Below are 16,178 nucleotides of genomic sequence, written 5' to 3'. Positions count from 1 at the left end.
GTGCCTTCGCCTAGACCCGCAGCGCGTGCGGTTCGATCGCGCCGCGCACCAGCGCCCGCGCGTCGATGGTCTCGGGCCGGTAGGGCAACCGCGCCAGGCGATCGGTCATCCCGCCGACCGGATCGTCGACCGTGTCCACCAGCCCGAACAGGAACGACCACTCGTGCTCGTCGCTGCCGTAGTGCACGACGGTGCCGAACTGCTCGTGGAAACGCTCCCAGGACCGCTTCAGCGTCTCGTTGCGCCACATGGTCGCGCAGCCGGCCTGGGCGCACAGCACCCCACCGGGCGCGAGCAACGCACGACATCGGGACAGGAACTCCGCCTCGTAGAGCCGGTTGTGCTGCGCGTCCTCGACGCGCTCGTCCGGCAGGTCGATCACGATGACGTCGTAGCGGGTGCCCGCCTGCGCGGCCGTGGCCAGGAAGTCCCAGCCGTCGGCGTAATGCACCTTGATCGGTCCATCGCCCTCGACGGCGGCGGCCAGCTCGTCGCCGGAGTAGCCGTAGGGCAGGTGCCGGGCGCACAGCTCCACCTCGAGCTGGTCGATGTCGACGTGGTCGACGTGGGTGGCGCCCGCGGCGACCGACATCTGACTGGCGACACCCTCGCCGGAGCCGATGATCAGCACTTTGTCCAGCTTCTCGGCCAGCACGAAGGCGGGGACCATCATCGCTTCGTGGTAGGTGAGCTGGGAGAACTCGGTGGACTGCCGGTCGTCGTCGGAGAACAGGCTGATGCCCTGCTCGGTCCGCGCGATGACCATGTGCTGGAACGGGGTGTGGGTGTCGACGATCACCTCGTGCAGGTCCCAGATGCGGGTCAGGCCCGCGCCCACCGGTTCCTCGATCCGCTGGCTGCCGTGTCCCCTGCGGATGACCTGCATGCGAACATCCTTGGGAGCCAACGCGTCCCGCAGTAGCTCGACCGCTTTCGACGCGCCCGCGCCGATGCTGCCGCAGGTGAACACGTCGACGAAGATGTCGCCGGACTCCGGATAAGTGTGAATCGAGGCGTGGGACTCCGACAACAGCGCGAGGACGGTCACCCCCTGCGGTTCGAACTTCTTGTGTACGACATCGCAGATGGTGACGCCCGCCGCGATCAGAGACTCACGCAACGCCGATTCGAGTCGTTCGAGATCGTCGCAGAGGTCTGCGTCGACACCACCGAACTCGGCCAGCACATGCCAACCGGTGAATTCCGCCGTCATGGGCAAACTCACTCTCGCTCAGCGCCCGAGACATGAACGGTCAAGGGCGGAAAACCATTGAATGACACCGACGAATAGCTCGCGGTATAGGCACCGGTGTCGAGGATTCGAACGCGATCACCGGCTCGCAACGTGGTCGGTAGGAGGACTCGCGTGCGTTGATACAGTACATCGTCGCCGTCGCAGGTCGGACCGGCCACCACCGCCTCGTCGACGGGGTCGCCGTCCCGGTCGGTGACGAACCGGTAGGCGATGTACTCGTTCTCCGTCTCGGCCATTCCGTTGTAGCGGCCGATGTCGAGATACACCCAGCGCCGCCCGTCCGGCGCGGTGCGGACGCCGACGACCTCGGCGTGAATCGTGCCCGCCGAACCGACCAGTGCCCGGCCCGGTTCGACGACCAATCCGGTGTCCCCGGAAAGGAATTCGGCTGCGGCGTGCTTGACCACAGCGGCAATCTCGCCCAGCCCGGGCGCGGGGTCGGCGTAGGAAATCGGCAACCCGCCGCCGATGTTCACCGAACCGACCGCGATGTCCTTGTCGGCCAGCGCCTCGGCGATCCGGCCCGCCTGCTCGATGCCGATCCGCCAGGCGGCGGGGTCCAGTTGCTGGGAGCCGACGTGGAAGTACGGCCCCGCGACCACGAGCCCGAGGTCGCGGGCTCGGACCAGCAGCCGCAACGCCTCACCCGGGCTGCAACCGAACTTCGTGCCGAACGGGGTGCGCGACTCCGGTGCTGAGGCGAGGAACCGGCACTCCACCTCGGAGCCGGGCGCGTGCTCGGCTATGCGCAGCAGGTCGTCCTCGGTGTCGAAGGCGAAGCGGCGCACGCCCGAGGCGTAGGCCCGGGCGATATGCGCGGCCTTCTTGATCGGGTTGCCGTAGCACAACCGCTGCGGCGCCACCCCCAGCCCGAGGCAGAGGTCGATCTCGCCGATGCTGGCGACATCGAATTCCGCGCCCTCCTCGTCGAGCAGGCGCACGATCGCCGGCACCGGGCTCGCTTTCACGGCGAAACGGATCCTCGTCGTGGCGCCCGTGTCCGCGGACAGCGCGGCATCGAGCGCGCGGTAATTCTGGCGGACACGCTCGGGATGGATGACAAGGTAGGGCGATTCGGGCATAGTTGATCTTTCGCTTGGGCAGCGGGGGAGAGAGTATCAGCGGCCCGTACCCAGAAACGAATCCGTCGAAACCTGGGTTCGCCACATGGTCGCGCACCCCCGTCCTCCTGGCGCGACGGAGCTGCTGACCTGCATGGACATGGGACCGAGGGGTGATGCGGGCTCAGCCGGCGGACACGGTGACGTCGTCGAAGACGACTTCGCCCGCGGCGTCGGACTCGGCGAGATCGACCACCGCGTCGATCGACCAGCCGTGCTCTCCCGCCGGGTCGTCCAACACCTGGCGCACCCGCCAGAATCCGGGTCTTCGTTCCACTTGGAACAGTTGCGGACCTCGGGCGTCGGGGCCCGTGCCGATCCGCTCGTACTCCGCGTAGTAGTCCGCGAGCGCCTCGGCCCAGTCCGGTCCGGGGCTCAGTTCGGCCAGTTCGTCCCAGCGTCGCAGTGCGGCCAGTTCGACGCGGCGGAACATCGCGTTCCGGACCATGACCCGGAAGGCGCGCTCGTTGGCGGTGATCGGGCGCACCGTTTCCGCGCCGAAGGCGAGCTGGTCGGCGTCGGTCTCCGCGCCCGGGTTGGTCAGTTGCTCCCACTCGTCGAGCAGGCTCGAATCCACTTGGCGCACAAGTTCTCCGAGCCATTCGGTGATGTCGTCGAGTTCCTCGGTGCGCGCCGACTCGGGCACGGTCCGCCGCAGCGCGCGATAGGCGTCGGCGAGGTAGCGCAGCACAACGCCCTCGGAGCGGGCCAGCTCGTAGAAGGAGATCAGCTCCGCGAAGGTCATGGCGCGTTCGATCATGTCGCGCACCACCGACTTGGGTGCGGGCGCGAATTCCGACACCCACGGGTGGCCTGCGCGATAGGTCTCGTACGCCGGTTCGATCAACTCGGCCAGCGGTTTGGGCCAGGTCACCTCTTCGAGCAGTTCCATCCGCTCGTCGTAGTCGATGCCGTCGGCCTTCATTTCCGCGATGGCCTCGCCGCGAGCCTTGTGCTGCTGGGCCATCAGCAGCTGGCGCGGATCCTCCAAGGTGGATTCGATGAGCGACACCACGTCGAGGGTATAACTCGGAGACTGTTTGTCCAGCAGGTCGAGCGCGGCCAGCGCGAACGGCGACAGCGGCTGGTCGAGGGCGAAATCGCGCTGCAGGTCGACGGTGAGGCGGGCTCGGCGGCCGTGGGCGTCCGGCTCCGGCAGCTGCTGCACCACCCCGGCGTCGCGCAGCGCACGATACAGCCGGATGGCGCGCAGGATGTGCCTGCGCTGGGCGGGACGCGGCTCGTGGTTGTCCTCGAGCAGGTGACGCATGGCGGTGAAGCAGTTGCCCGGTCTGGCGATCACGTTCAGCAGCATGGCGTTGGTCACCGTGAAACGCGACACCATCGGCTCGGGCTGCGCGGCCACCAAGCGGTCGAAGGTCTCCTCGCTCCAGGACACGAAGCCTTCCGGCGGTTTGCGTCGCTGCACCTTGCGCTGTTTCTTGGGATCGTCGCCCGCCTTGGCCAGCAACCGGGTGTTCTCCACCTCGTGTTCGGGAGCCTGCACGACCACGGTGCCCATGGTGTCGTAACCGGCCCGGCCCGCACGGCCCGCGATCTGATGGAACTCCCGCGCCTTGAGCCTGCGGGTGCGCACGCCGTCGAACTTGGTCAGCCCGGTGAGCAGCACGGTGCGGATGGGCACGTTGATGCCGACACCGAGGGTGTCGGTGCCGCACACCACCTTCAGCAGACCGTCCTGGGCCAGACGTTCCACCAGGCGGCGGTACTTCGGCAGCATGCCCGCGTGATGCACGCCGATGCCGTGCCGGATCAGCCGCGACAGGGTCTTGCCGAAGCCCGCGGCGAACCGGAACTCGCCCAGCGCGCCGGCGATCGCGTCCTTCTCGGCGCGCGTCGCGAAATTCACGCTGGTCAGCGCCTGCGCGCGCTCCAGTGCGGCGGCCTGGGTGAAGTGCACGACGTACACCGGGGCCTGGTGGGTGGTGACCAGTTCCTCGAGGGTCTCGGTGATCGGGGTGCGGGCGTAGGAGAAGCTCAGCGGCACCGGGCGCTCGGTACCCGCGACGATCGCGGTGGAGCGGCCGGTCCGGCGCTCCAGGTCGCGGGCGAAGAAGTCGACCTCGCCGAGCGTGGCCGACATGAGCAGGAACTGGGCGCGGGGCAGTTCCAGCAACGGAACCTGCCAGGCCCACCCCCGGTCGGGGTCGGAATAGAAGTGGAACTCGTCCATCACGACTTGGCCGATCGCGGCGTCCGCGCCCTCGCGCAGCGCCAGGTTGGCCAGGATCTCCGCGGTCGCGCAGATGATCGGCGCCTCCGGATTCACCGCGGCATCGCCGGTGACCATGCCGACGCGTTCGGCGCCGAACACCTCGCAGAGAGCGAAGAATTTCTCGCTCACCAGCGCCTTGATCGGGGCGGTGTAGTAGGTGCGCAGCCCCTGGGTGAGGGCGAAGAGATGTGCGCCGACCGCGACGAGCGATTTCCCGGAACCGGTTGGGGTGGCGAGGATGACGTTGGATCCGGATGCCAGCTCGAGCAGCGCCTCGTCCTGCGCCGGGTAGAGCGGGGTGCCCTGCTCGGCGGCCCACGTTCCGAACGACTCGTAGAGCGCGTCGGCGTCGGTCCCCGGGATGTCGAGCAGTTCGGTCAGATCCACTCCGACCACCCTACGGCCTCGCCGGCGGGCGGCCGTGCAGGGGCGACAGGGACCCGGCCGCCGCGGCGCTCAGTCCTGCTCGCCCTCGTCCTCGCCCTTGTCGCGGCTCTGCTCGGCGAGGAACCGCTCGAACTCTGCGCCCAGTTCGTCGCCGCTCGGCAACTCGCCGTCGCCGACCAGCAGGCTCGACTGCCGCTCCTGGGCGGTGACGAAGCTGTCGTACTGCCGTTCCAGGGCGTGCACGACGGTCTCCACCTCGGCGTTGCCCGCGATGTGCTCGTTGACCTGTTCACGCACCCGGGCGGCGGCCTCGCCGAGCGCGGCCAGCGGGAACTCCAGGCCCGCGTTGTCGGCGACGTTCTCCAGCAGCGTCTGCGCGGCCTCCGGGTAGGCGGTCTGCGCCAGGTAGTGCGGCACGTGCACGGAGAAGCCGACCGACTCGTGCCCGTGCTGCGCCATGCGGAATTCCAGCAGCGACGACGCGCTGCCCGGCACCTGCAACTCGCCGGGCCACCGCTGATGGTCGGAGATCAGGTCGCGATCGGAGGAATGCGCGGTCACGCCGAGTGGGCGGGTATGCGGAATGGCCATCGGGATGGCGCTGAGACCGATGCTGCGGCGCACGCCGAGCTGTTCGGCGAGCAGTCGCACCGCGGTGGTGAACTTCTCCCAGCGTAGGTCCGGTTCCAGGCCCGCGAGCAACAGGAACGGGGTGCCCGCGGTGTCCCGCAGAGCCCAGAGGTTGAGTTCCGGCTCGGCGTAATCGGAGAAATGATCGGTCTTGAACGTCATGAGCGGACGGCGCGACCGATAGTCCAGCAGCTCGTCCACGTCGAACGAGGCGACCAGTTCGCTTTCGAGGCTCTCGCGCAGGTGCGTGGTCGCCAGCCGTACCGCGTGCCCGGCGTCGGTGAAACCCTCCAGCCCGTGCACCAGGACCGGGCCCGCGCCGTCGGCGGACGACAGCTGCGGAGCGGGGAACTCCAGTTCGTACATTCGCGACTCGTAGTCCATCGCGTACTCCTTCCTGCGCGGCTCCTGCGGCCCGGGCGCGTACCTCACGCGCCAGTGTGGTTGCCTGCCCGATCGTTCGCCACCCTTGCTGGTGGTGCGAGACGAGCAGTCGTCCGGACCGGGGACCGCTGTCCATTGTCCCCCATGTCGTGGCGGTCACCGCGCACGGCCGAACACCGACCCGTACTCCGAGGCAACAGCATCGGTGGCTCGCGCATTCCCGGCCCGGCGGCGTGGCATCGCCGGCTGGACACCAGGAGTTTGGCACAGTGGGGGTGTGACCGTGGCGGATTCGAGGCGCATGCGGCCGGGCTGGGTGGCGCCCGTCGTCTGCGCGGTGCTGCTCGCAGGGTGCGGGTCGACGGTACCGGGGCGCCCGGTCTCGTCGGTGCCCGCCACGGTGACTCGGCACGTGAGCGCCGAACTACCGACGCTGTTGCCGGATGCGCACCAGTTCCCCCCGCCCTATACGGCGGTGGTGCTGCCGCAGGAAGCCGTGGCCCAAGCGGCGGGCGATCTGGACGGCATGGGCCGCGGTGCGAATGTCCAGCCCAGCCGCTGTGCGCCGCCGGATCAGGACTTCGGCCCCGAGCACACCGCCATGGCGGTCGGCACGGACGACGCCACGCGTGCCACGCTGACCGTCGAATTGACGCGCACCGGCGAACCGTTGACGGCATTGCGCGCCCGGCTGGAGCAATGCGGATCGGTGCGGGTGCAGCGAGCGGGCGCCGCCACGACGGTGACCACCGAGCAGGCTTCGCCACCGCCGATCGACGCCGACGACGCCCTTTCGCTGCGCAGGACCGTGCGGCCCGAGGCGGGAGGCACCCGGCTGATCCAGTCCATGCGCAGCCACGTCGCGCAGACCGGAGATGTGCGTGTCTCGGTGACGTATATGTCCTTCGCCGATGACGAACCGGATACCGCGGCATTGAATGCGCTGTTCGCCACCGCGGTGCGCAAAGCGCGCGAGAGATAGCGGACAGAGGGCGGCACCGTAGCAGGCGCCACCGACACGAATTGCGATACGTCCGTCGTCCCGGTCGAGTCGTGCACAGTGTGAAGCGAAATCCCCAGGGCGGCGAAATCGCCAGGTCGGCGGCGCGGGCCGGAGACGCCCGGGCCGCATGGTCGAAGCATGACCAATTCCGCGACCCCGTTTCCCGCTCCCGAACCGGTCGATGCCGGCTGTGCGGGCGAGGACGACACCTTCCGACCGGGAACCGGCAGTCACCGTTCGTCGCCCTCCGGCGTTTCCTCCGAGGCCGAGGTGTGCGTCTCTCCCGCCGCCATGGTTGCGCCGCACTCCTATTCGCATACCGCGCAGAGCGGAACAAGCGCATGGAACCCCGGTGGCGCGGCGGGCGATGCCCGATGCCGTGATGAACCTCCGCCGTTCCGGGCTACGCCCGATCACGTTGTGCGCGTGGACGACCCGGCGGAGTTGATCGCCGGTGTGCCCGCCATGCTGGGCTTCACCCCGGAACGGTCGGTGGTCGTGCTCGTCCTTCGGCACGGGACTGCGGGTGGTGCGATAGTCGACGCGGTGGTGCGGTTCGATCTGGACTCGCCCAGCGGGCGGCGGGTCCGGGGCGCGACATTGGCGGCGGCGGTCGCGCGGATCTGCGCGCACGACGAGGCGGCCGAAGTCCTGGCCGTCGTCGTGGACGAACGCGCCGTGGAACCGGGGGCGGGCGCCGACCGGCCGGGCTGCGCGACCGGACGGTTCGATGTGCTGGTCGGCTCGCTCGGCAGGAGGTTGGCGGCGTGCGACATCTCGCTCGGCGGAGTGTGGGCGGTGCGTGCGATCGCCGCCGGGCAGCGCTGGTGGACGTTGGCGGGGCCGCAGCGGCACGGGGTGCTCCGGGATCCGGCGGCCTCGCTGGTGACGCTGACCCACGTGCTGGACGGCAGGCCGATCCGCGGTTCGCGTTCCGAACTCACCGCACTGGTGGCGCGGGACCCCCTCGCCCACGCCGAGGTGGCCGCGCATCTACCGGACGCGCTCGCACGCGCCCGTGAACGCTATGCGCGGGCCGCGCGTCGCGGCGATCCGATCGGATACAGCAGGCAAGCGCTCGACCATGTGCTGTGGCAGATCGCCAACACCGCCTCGGGCGCCGCGCTGATGGCGCCCGAGCTCGCGAAAATAGCGGCAGCCCTGCGCGATAGGGCAGTGCGGGATTCGATGTTCGCCTTGGCCGTCGGTGACAACGCCGACGCGGCAGAGGCGGTGTGGGCCGCGCTGACCCGCGCGCTGTCCGGCGCCGATCGCGCCGAGGCCGCCGCTCTGCTCGGCTACAGCGCCTACGTCCGTGGCGACGGACCGTTGGCGGGCATCGCGTTGGAAGCCGCGTTGGAGGCGGACCCCGGACACCCGATGGCGATGCTGCTCGATACCTCGCTGCGCCTGGGCATGCGCCCGGAACAGTTGCGCAGGCTGGCGCATAGTGGCTACCGAACCGCCGCCGGTCTCGGCATCGACCTGGGCGCGCCGACATCGTGAAACCCGTTGTCCCACTTGTGGTCGACGAGTCCGCGACGCGTAGTCCGGTGAGCCGGGCGCCGAAGTGTTCCGACGACTCCGCGGTGCTTCGTCCGCATGCGCGGCTTTACAGCGGACCGGGCTTCGGCACGATCGTGATAGCCCGAGCCGGCGCCGGCCCGGCCCGGGCGGTGGGGGAGCGGCTATTTCGCGCTGTGCGCGCGGGGGCCGAGCGACTGGAGGAAAGCCCAGGCGTCGGTGACGATCTCGTCGAGATCATTGTGTTCGGGACGCCAGCCGAGCTCGGCCACGGCACGGTCGCTGGACGCGATGAGCGTCGCCGGGTCGCCCGGGCGGCGGGGCGCGTCCTGCGCGGTGATCGGCAGGCCGGTGACGCGCTCACAGGCCGAGATCACCTCGCGAACGGAGAATCCGGTGCCGCTGCCGAGGTTGTAGATCCGATGGGTCCCCGCTTCGGCGGTCGCCAAAGCCAGCAGATGTGCCTGAGCGAGGTCGCGGATGTGGATGTAATCGCGGACAGCGGTGCCGTCAGGGGTGGGCCAATCGGTGCCGAAGACCGAGATCGCCTTGCGATGCCCCGCCGCGACCTGCAATACCAGGGGGATGAGATGCGTTTCCACCACCCGGTTCTCGCCGAGGCCACCGTAGGCGCCGGCCACATTGAAGTATCGCAGGCTGGTCGCCGCCAGCCCGTGCGCGACCGCGTAGGAGGTGATGGCGTGGTCGATGGCCAGCTTCGACGCGCCGTACGGATTGGTCGGGCGGGTCGGAGCGTCCTCGGTGATGGGGACCTGCTCCGGTTCCCCGTAGACCGCCGCGGTGGAGGAGAAGACCAGCCGCGGCGTTCCCGCGCGCCGCATGGCCTCCAGCAGTTCGAACGTCTTCACCACATTGCCGTGCCAGTATTTCTCCGGCTGCTGCACCGACTCGCCGACCAGCGACTGCGCCGCGAAATGCAGGACTCCGTCGAAGGGTTCGGCGGCCACGAGCCGGGGCGCGGCGACCGCGACGTCACCCTCGACGAACCGGGCAGCGGAAGGGACGCCGTCGGCATTGCCGGTGGACAGATCATCGACCACGACCACGTCGTGGCCGGCTTCCAGCAGGACCTGGGCGCAGACGCCGCCGACGTAGCCCGCGCCACCTGTGACGAGAAGTTTCACGTCTCAGGCCAGCTTCACCTGGACGGCGTGCGCCATCTCGTCGGGCAGTTCGAAGCCGTCGTGGCCGGGCACGGTGATGACCACCGACCCCTGCTTCGTCTCCACCGTGACGCGCGCGTCGGGCACCACGCCCGCCTCGCGCAGCCGGCCGATGACCTCCGGGTCGGTCTGGATGTGCTCGGCGAGCCTGCGCACGACGACGGCGTGCAACTGGCCGGGCGGCAGATCGGACAGGCGCAGCAGCGTCTCGTCGGCGGAGGCGGGCGGAATGATGCCCAGCTCGTCCAGGCCGGGGATGGGGTTGCCGTACGGGGAGGTGGTGGGGTGGTTGAGCACCTCGACCAGGCGGCGCTCGACGTCTTCGCTCATCACGTGCTCCCAGCGACAGGCCTCCGCGTGCACGTTCTGCCAGTCGAGGCCGATGATGTCGACGAGCAGCCGTTCGGCCAGCCGGTGCTTGCGCATGACCGCGACGGCCATGCTGCGCCCCTTGTCGGTCAGCTCGAGATGACGGTCTCCGGCAACCAGCAGCAAACCGTCGCGTTCCATCCGCGCGACGGTCTGGCTCACGGTGGGACCACTCTGTTCGAGGCGCTCGGCGATCCGGGCGCGCAGGGGCACCACGCCCTCCTCCTCGAGGTCGTAGATGGTACGGAGATACATCTCCGTGGTGTCGACCAGATCCTTCACCTGTTACCCCTTCGTCGGCACGAATTCTACCCACGCACGACGGCACCCCCGTGTGCCGGATCGTGTCGCTCCACGCCGCGTACGACATTCCGGCGGCATTGCGGCAACCCGATCGGCGCACGGCAGGCGGCCATGAGCGTCTTTCTTGTATTTGTACTGCATAGGAACGTTTCGCGGGGTTCCTTGCTTCCCGCTAGCGTTGCGATCATGGCCACTGCACCGCGCGGCGAACCTCAGGCGCCGACCTCACCCGGGACGAGCCGGTCCGGAACCGTCGTCTGGAGCGAGCGGTTCCTGGATTACACCTGGACTCCGGAGCATCCGATGCAGCCGGCGCGCCTGAAGTTCACCATGGCGCTGGCCGGAAGTCTCGGATTGCTCGAGGGTGTCGAGCTGCTCGAACCCGCCACCGCCGGACGTCCGGATCTGCTGCGGATCCACACGCCCGACTACCTAGACGCGGTCGAACGCGCCGTGCCGCCGGTCGGTTCGCCGGCCGCGCCGCCCTACGGGCTCGGTTCCCCGGACAATCCGGTGTTTCCGCGTATGCACGAGGCCGCGTCCACGATCGTCGGCGGCACCCTGGCCGCGGCCAGGGAGATCGCCGAGGGCCGTACCAAACGGGCGGTGAGCATCGGCGGTGGCATGCATCACGCGATGCCCGACTCGGCGGCCGGCTTCTGCGTGTACAACGACCCGGCGGTGGCCATCTCCTGGCTGCTGGATCACGGTTTCGACCGGATCGCCTACATCGACGTGGACGTGCACCACGGCGACGGCGTGCAGCGTGCCTTCTACGCCGACCCCCGGGTGCTGACCATCTCGCTGCACCAGCATCCGGCCACCTTGTGGCCCAACACCGGTTGGCCGGAGGAGACCGGGGCGGGTGCGGCGGAAGGCACCTCGATCAATCTGCCGCTGTTGCCCGGCACGCGGGATGCGCAGTGGCTGCGTGGTTTCCACGCGGTGGTTCCCGGCGCGGTGGCGGCGTTCGGTCCGCAGATCGTGGTCAGCCAGTGCGGGGTGGACACACATCGCGAAGACCCGCTGGCCGATTTGGAACTCACCGTCGACGGGCAGCGCGCGGCCTTCCGCGCCATGCGCGAGCTCGCCGACCGTTATGCCGAAGGACGATGGCTGGCCGTCGGCGGTGGCGGATACGGCCTGGTCCGGGTGGTGCCGCGGGCGTGGACCCACTTGCTGGCCACCGCGTTGGACCGCACCGTCGACCCGGCGACGCCGATTCCGCAGGACTGGGTCGACTCGATCCGCGCGGCGGCGCCGCGGGTGGAACCGCCGCGCACCATGGGCGACGGCGGCGACGTCGCCTACCGTCCGTGGGACGGCCCCGGCGGCACCGGTGAGACCGGTGACGCGCGGGCCGACCGTGCCCAACGTGCCGTCGACATGGCAGTGCTGGCCACCCGCCGAGCGACTTTCGGGTTGCTAGGTCTGGACCCGGAGGACCCTCGTGACTGATTTCCCCGATACCTCGGACGCTCCCGCCACCCCGCCCCCGCCGCCGCAGCACTGGTTCGCCGACGTGCTGGCCTCCGACGGCGGCGTCGTCCGACTGCGCCCGATCACTCCCGGCGACGCCGAGCGGCTGCAGGAGTTCCACAGCGCACTGTCGGATCGAACCAGGTACCTGCGGTATTTCGGCCCCTACCCGCGGATCTCGCCGAAAGACCTGTACCGCACCACGCATGTCGACTATCACGACCGGGTCGGGCTGGTTCTCGAACTGGGCGAGGCGATCGTCGCGGTGGGCCGCTACGAACTGCTGGAGCGGGACGGGCCCCGGGCGGCGGAAGTCGCGTTCGTGGTAGCCGACGGGCATCAGGGACGCGGGCTGGGCTCGATCCTGCTGGAGCATCTGGCGGGTGCCGCCGCCGAGAACAAGATCGAGACCTTCGTCGCCGAGGTGCTCGCCGAGAACACCGTGATGGTAACGGTTTTCCGCGACGCGGGCTATCAGGTCGAGCGCAGCAGGGACGGATCGGTCCTGCACCTCGAGTTCGCCATCGACCCCAGCGAAGCGCTCCTCTCGGTACGCGATTCGCGCGAACGCGCTTCGGAGGCGCGCAGCGTGGGCAATCTGCTCGCGCCGCGGTCGGTCGCCGTGATCGGGGCAACCCCCGCGCCTGGGCGAGTCGGCGGTGCGGTGCTGGCGAACCTGCTGTCGGGTGTATTCCAAGGACCGGTGTTCCCAGTGAACCCGAACCGCAGATCGGTGCGCGGGGTGCGGGCGTACGCCACGGTCCGGGAAATCCCCGACGAGGTCGATCTCGCCGTGGTCGCCGTGCCGCCCGCGGCGATCGGATCGGTGCTCGACGACTGCATGGCCAAGGGGGTCAAGGGTCTCGTGGTGCTGACCGCGGGTTTCGCCGAGACCGGCGAAGGGGGTCTGGCAGCCGAACGCGAACTCGTGGCAGCGGCCCGCGGTCACGGCATGCGCGTAGTCGGGCCGAGCGCCCTCGGCATCGCGAACACCGACCCGGCGGTCGGCATGAACGCGACCCTCGCCACGGTGTTGCCCGGGCGCGGACGGATCGGATTCTTCTGCCAGTCCGGCCCGTTGGGCGCGGCCATCCTGGGCGAGGCGGCCGCGCGCAATCTCGGCTTGTCGACGTTCGTGTCGGCGGGCAACCGCGCCGACGTCTCGGGCAACGACCTACTGCAGTACTGGGACAGCGACCCGGCCACCGATGTGGTGCTGCTGTATCTGGAGAGCTTCGGCAATCCGCGCAAGTTCTCCCGGATCGCGCGCCGGGTGGCCCGCACCAAACCGATCGTCGCCGTGAGCAGCGGCCGCTCGGTCGCGCAGCCCGCGGGGGACATGGACCGTTCGATCGTGCGGGATCTGTTCGCGCAAGCGGGCATCGTCCAAGTCGACTCGATCTCCGAACTGTTCGACTGCGCCGCGCTGCTGGGCTATCAGCCGCTGCCGCGCGGCTCGCGTCTGGCGGTCGTCGGCAACAGCACGGCCCTCAACTGGCTGGCCGTCGACGCGGCGCGGGGCGAGGGCCTGCAGGTCGGCGAGCCGGTCAACCTCGGCCCGCAGGCCACGCCGGGCGCGTACCTGGACGCACTGGTCGCGGCCCTGCGGTCGGATGAGACAGACGCCGTGATCGTGGTTTTCGCACCCCCGGTGCCGCTGCCGACCGCCGGTTTCGCCGATGCGATCCGGGCGGCGGCGGCCGCGGTGCCCGAGTCGGGCAAACCGATTCTCACGACGTTCGTCGCCGAGCAAGGAATCCCGAACCTGCTCGCCGTGCGCGGTCCGGGCGCGACGGCGGCGCACGGGTCGATCCCGTCGTATCCCGATCCCGAGCGCGCCGCGCGGGCCCTGGCGCGGGTGCGGCGATACGCCGAGTGGCGGACCAGGCCCGTGTCGCCGGTGGTGCGGCCGCAGGGCATCGACACCGACCGCGCGCGCCGATTGGTGGCCGACTGGATGGCCGGGTCGGGCGGTCGGCGGCTCACCGATCTGGAGACGGTGGAACTGCTGGCCTGCTACGGCATTTCGGTTGTGCCATTCCGTGAGGTACGCAGCGCCGAGGAGGCGGTGGCGGCCGCCGAGGAACTCGGCTATCCGGTGGCGGCCAAGGCGACCGGTGAATTGTGGCGGCGCAGGCCGGATCTCACGGGCGTCCGGCTCGATCTGTGGCGACCGGAAGCGGTGCGGCAGGGATACGCGGATCTGGCGGAGTTGTGCGGTGATCCCGTACTGCACATCCAGAAGATGGCCACGAAGGGCGTCGGCTGCATTCTGCGCGTGCAGGACGATCCCTCGTTCGGCTCGGTGATCGAGTTCGGCTTGTCCGGCCTGATCATCGAACTGCTCGGCGACCGCGCCTATCGGGCGCTGCCATTGACCGCCGACGAGGCCACGGCCCTGATCGACGCGCCGCGGGCCGCACCTCTGCTGTCGGGCACTCCCGCGAGCCCGCGCGTGGACAAAGCAGCATTGGCCGAGTTGGCCCAGCGCATTTCGGCCCTGTTCGACGATCTGCCGGAGATGCGGGAACTGTCCTTCGACCCGGTGCTGGCCTCACCGACCTCGGCGGAGATCCTCTACGCGCGCGGCCGTATCGGCCCGGAGCCGAGTCGTTTCGATACCGGTCCGCGCCGGCTCGGCTGAGCAGGACGAGCCACCCGGGGTGAGCTGTCCCGGGGGGGAGTGGCGCGGCTGAGACGTCGGCTCGCACAAGTCACAAGCGGGATGTCCGATAACGGACGATCCCTCGCACGGCGATTTGGGGATGCCATATTCGTCCTGAGAAAGGCCCAGCTCGCCATGAAGATTCGCAGCCTTGCCCTGTTGTCGTTGCTCGTGACGGCGCTGACCGCGTGTTCGGTCAGCATCGGTACGCCGAAAGTCGAAGAGGCCGATCTGGAGAGGTCGGTGAAGGATTCGCTCACCGAGAAGGTCGGGCAGGAACCCGACGCCATCGATTGCCCCGGCGATCTCACCGGCAAGGAAGGAACGACCATGCGCTGCACGCTGACCGCGGGCGGGGACACCCTCGGTGTGATGCTGACGGTGACCTCGGTCGACGGTGACACCGTGAAGTACGACATCGCGGTGGATCAGAGCTGAGCCCACCGGACCGACGTGGGGGAAGTACGACACCGCCGACCGGCTCGCGCGACACCCGGCGGGGACGGGCACGCGCGCTTACCGGTCGGCGCGGAGAGGTGACCAGGGCGCAAACGGGTCACCGAGCCGAACGCCGGCGCTGTCTCGACGCAGCCGGCGCCGGGATGATCAGCTGGCGTAGGCGCGGAGCCGATCGGCCCGCTCGCCCTTGCGCAGCTTCGCCATGACCTCACGCTCGATCTGGCGCACCCGCTCGCGGGAGAGGCCGAAGAGCTTGCCGATCTGGTCCAGCGTGCGCGGCTGGCCGTCGTCCAAGCCGAATCGCAGCCGGATGACCTGCTGTTCGCGCTCGTCCAAGGTGGCGAGCACGCTGCGCACGTCGTGGTGCAGCAGGCCTGCGATGACCGCCGACTCGGCCGAGGTGGCCTCGGAATCCTCGATGAAATCGCCCAGCGGGGCCTCTTCGTCGTTGCCGACCGGCATGTCCAGGCTCACCGGGTCACGGCTGTGGTCGAGCAGATCGGAGATCTTGTCGACCGGGATGCCGGATTCGCGGGCCAGTTCCTCGTCGGTGGCCTCGCGCCCCAGTTGCTGGTGCAGTTCGCGCTTGATCCTGGCCAGCTTGTTCACCTGCTCGACGAGGTGGACGGGCAGGCGGATGGTGCGGCTCTGGTCGGCCATACCGCGGGTGATGGCCTGCCGGATCCACCAGGTGGCGTAGGTGGAGAATTTGAAGCCCTTGGCATAGTCGAACTTCTCCATGGCACGGATCAACCCGAGGTTGCCCTCCTGGATCAGGTCGAGCAGCGGCATGCCGCGGCCGGTGTAACGCTTGGCGAGCGAGACAACAAGGCGCAGGTTGGCTTCCAGCAGATGAGACCGGGCGGCCTGACCGTCGCGCACGATGATCGCGAGATCACGCTTGCGGGTCGCCGACAGTCGCTTGCCGGTTTCCAGCAGGTTTTGCGCATAGAGGCCCGCCTCGATGCGCTTGGCCAGCTCGACCTCGTCGGCAGCGGTGAGCAGCGCGGTGCGGCCGATCCCGTTCAGGTACACGCGTACCAGGTCGGCGGCAGGGCTCTGAGCGTCGAGGTCCGAATCGCTGATGCGCACACGAGTGGTGGCGGGGCTTGTCATGACTTGCCTCCTGTCGGTGGTGTCTCACTCCGATAAACGGACCCGACAGAAAGAAAGTTCCCC

Annotated in this window: 12 protein-coding genes; 5 read left to right on the top strand and 7 right to left on the bottom strand. The window is 69.3% G+C overall.

Features of this window, described 5'->3' with window-relative positions; all coding sequences use genetic code 11:
• Positions 1 to 10: 10 nt before the first annotated feature.
• The 4 genes from speD to NG1_RS22890 form a co-directional block, all read right to left on the bottom strand.
• On the bottom strand, positions 11 to 1,213 hold the full coding sequence (gene speD, locus NG1_RS22905) for an adenosylmethionine decarboxylase (protein WP_062973957.1): 1,203 nt from the start codon (positions 1,211 to 1,213) through the stop codon (positions 11 to 13).
• An 8-nt stretch (positions 1,214 to 1,221) separates the two neighbouring features.
• Entirely contained in the window at positions 1,222 to 2,337 is a 1,116-nt protein-coding gene (locus NG1_RS22900) for a type III PLP-dependent enzyme (RefSeq protein ID WP_062973955.1), read from the bottom strand.
• Between the two features lie 163 nt (positions 2,338 to 2,500).
• Positions 2,501 to 4,999 carry a DEAD/DEAH box helicase gene (locus NG1_RS22895; protein WP_062973953.1) on the bottom strand — a complete coding sequence of 833 codons (2,499 nt, stop codon included), beginning with the start codon at positions 4,997 to 4,999 and terminating at the stop codon, positions 2,501 to 2,503.
• Positions 5,000 to 5,068: 69 nt separating this feature from the next.
• Entirely contained in the window at positions 5,069 to 6,013 is a 945-nt protein-coding gene (locus tag NG1_RS22890; RefSeq protein ID WP_040867985.1) for a PAC2 family protein, read from the bottom strand.
• A gap of 277 nt (positions 6,014 to 6,290) precedes the next feature.
• Here NG1_RS22890 and NG1_RS22885 point away from each other — a divergent pair, with 277 nt between their 5' ends.
• A complete protein-coding gene (locus NG1_RS22885; RefSeq protein WP_245660005.1) occupies positions 6,291 to 6,995 on the top strand; it encodes a DUF5642 family protein in 705 nt (234 codons plus the stop codon).
• 447 nt (positions 6,996 to 7,442) lie between these two features.
• Positions 7,443 to 8,522, top strand: a complete 1,080-nt coding sequence (locus tag NG1_RS22880; protein WP_062973951.1) for a DUF4192 domain-containing protein — start codon at positions 7,443 to 7,445, stop codon at positions 8,520 to 8,522.
• A 182-nt stretch (positions 8,523 to 8,704) separates the two neighbouring features.
• Here the strand turns inward: NG1_RS22880 and galE are convergent, their stop codons facing one another.
• Both galE and NG1_RS22870 read right to left on the bottom strand, forming a co-directional pair.
• A complete protein-coding gene (gene galE / locus NG1_RS22875) occupies positions 8,705 to 9,685 on the bottom strand; it encodes a UDP-glucose 4-epimerase GalE (protein WP_062973949.1) in 981 nt (326 codons plus the stop codon).
• Between the two features lie 3 nt (positions 9,686 to 9,688).
• Positions 9,689 to 10,375 (bottom strand): iron-dependent transcriptional repressor DtxR, encoded by a 687-nt coding sequence (locus tag NG1_RS22870; protein ID WP_062973947.1) that lies wholly within the window; start codon positions 10,373 to 10,375, stop codon positions 9,689 to 9,691.
• Positions 10,376 to 10,582: 207 nt separating this feature from the next.
• Here NG1_RS22870 and NG1_RS22865 point away from each other — a divergent pair, with 207 nt between their 5' ends.
• From NG1_RS22865 to NG1_RS22855, 3 genes are all read left to right on the top strand, one after another.
• The gene (locus tag NG1_RS22865; protein ID WP_062973945.1) at positions 10,583 to 11,854 is read left to right on the top strand and encodes an acetoin utilization protein AcuC; all 1,272 of its coding nucleotides are present in this window, start codon (positions 10,583 to 10,585) and stop codon (positions 11,852 to 11,854) included.
• Complete coding sequence (locus NG1_RS22860) at positions 11,847 to 14,519, top strand: bifunctional acetate--CoA ligase family protein/GNAT family N-acetyltransferase (protein ID WP_062973943.1); 2,673 nt, start codon at positions 11,847 to 11,849, stop codon at positions 14,517 to 14,519. The genes NG1_RS22865 and NG1_RS22860 overlap by 8 nt, the downstream gene beginning before the upstream one ends.
• A 156-nt stretch (positions 14,520 to 14,675) precedes the next feature.
• Positions 14,676 to 14,978, top strand: a complete 303-nt coding sequence (locus NG1_RS22855) for a DUF4333 domain-containing protein (protein ID WP_040867843.1) — start codon at positions 14,676 to 14,678, stop codon at positions 14,976 to 14,978.
• Positions 14,979 to 15,146: 168 nt separating this feature from the next.
• On the opposite strand, the gene NG1_RS22850 is transcribed toward NG1_RS22855, so the two are convergent.
• Entirely contained in the window at positions 15,147 to 16,115 is a 969-nt protein-coding gene (locus NG1_RS22850) for a sigma-70 family RNA polymerase sigma factor (RefSeq protein ID WP_040867841.1), read from the bottom strand.
• Between the last annotated feature and the right edge of the window lie 63 nt (positions 16,116 to 16,178).

This window comes from Nocardia gamkensis NBRC 108242, assembly GCF_001612985.1.
Taxonomy (GTDB): Bacteria; Actinomycetota; Actinomycetes; order Mycobacteriales; family Mycobacteriaceae; genus Nocardia; species Nocardia gamkensis.
This window is presented reverse-complemented; position numbering and strand designations above follow the sequence as displayed.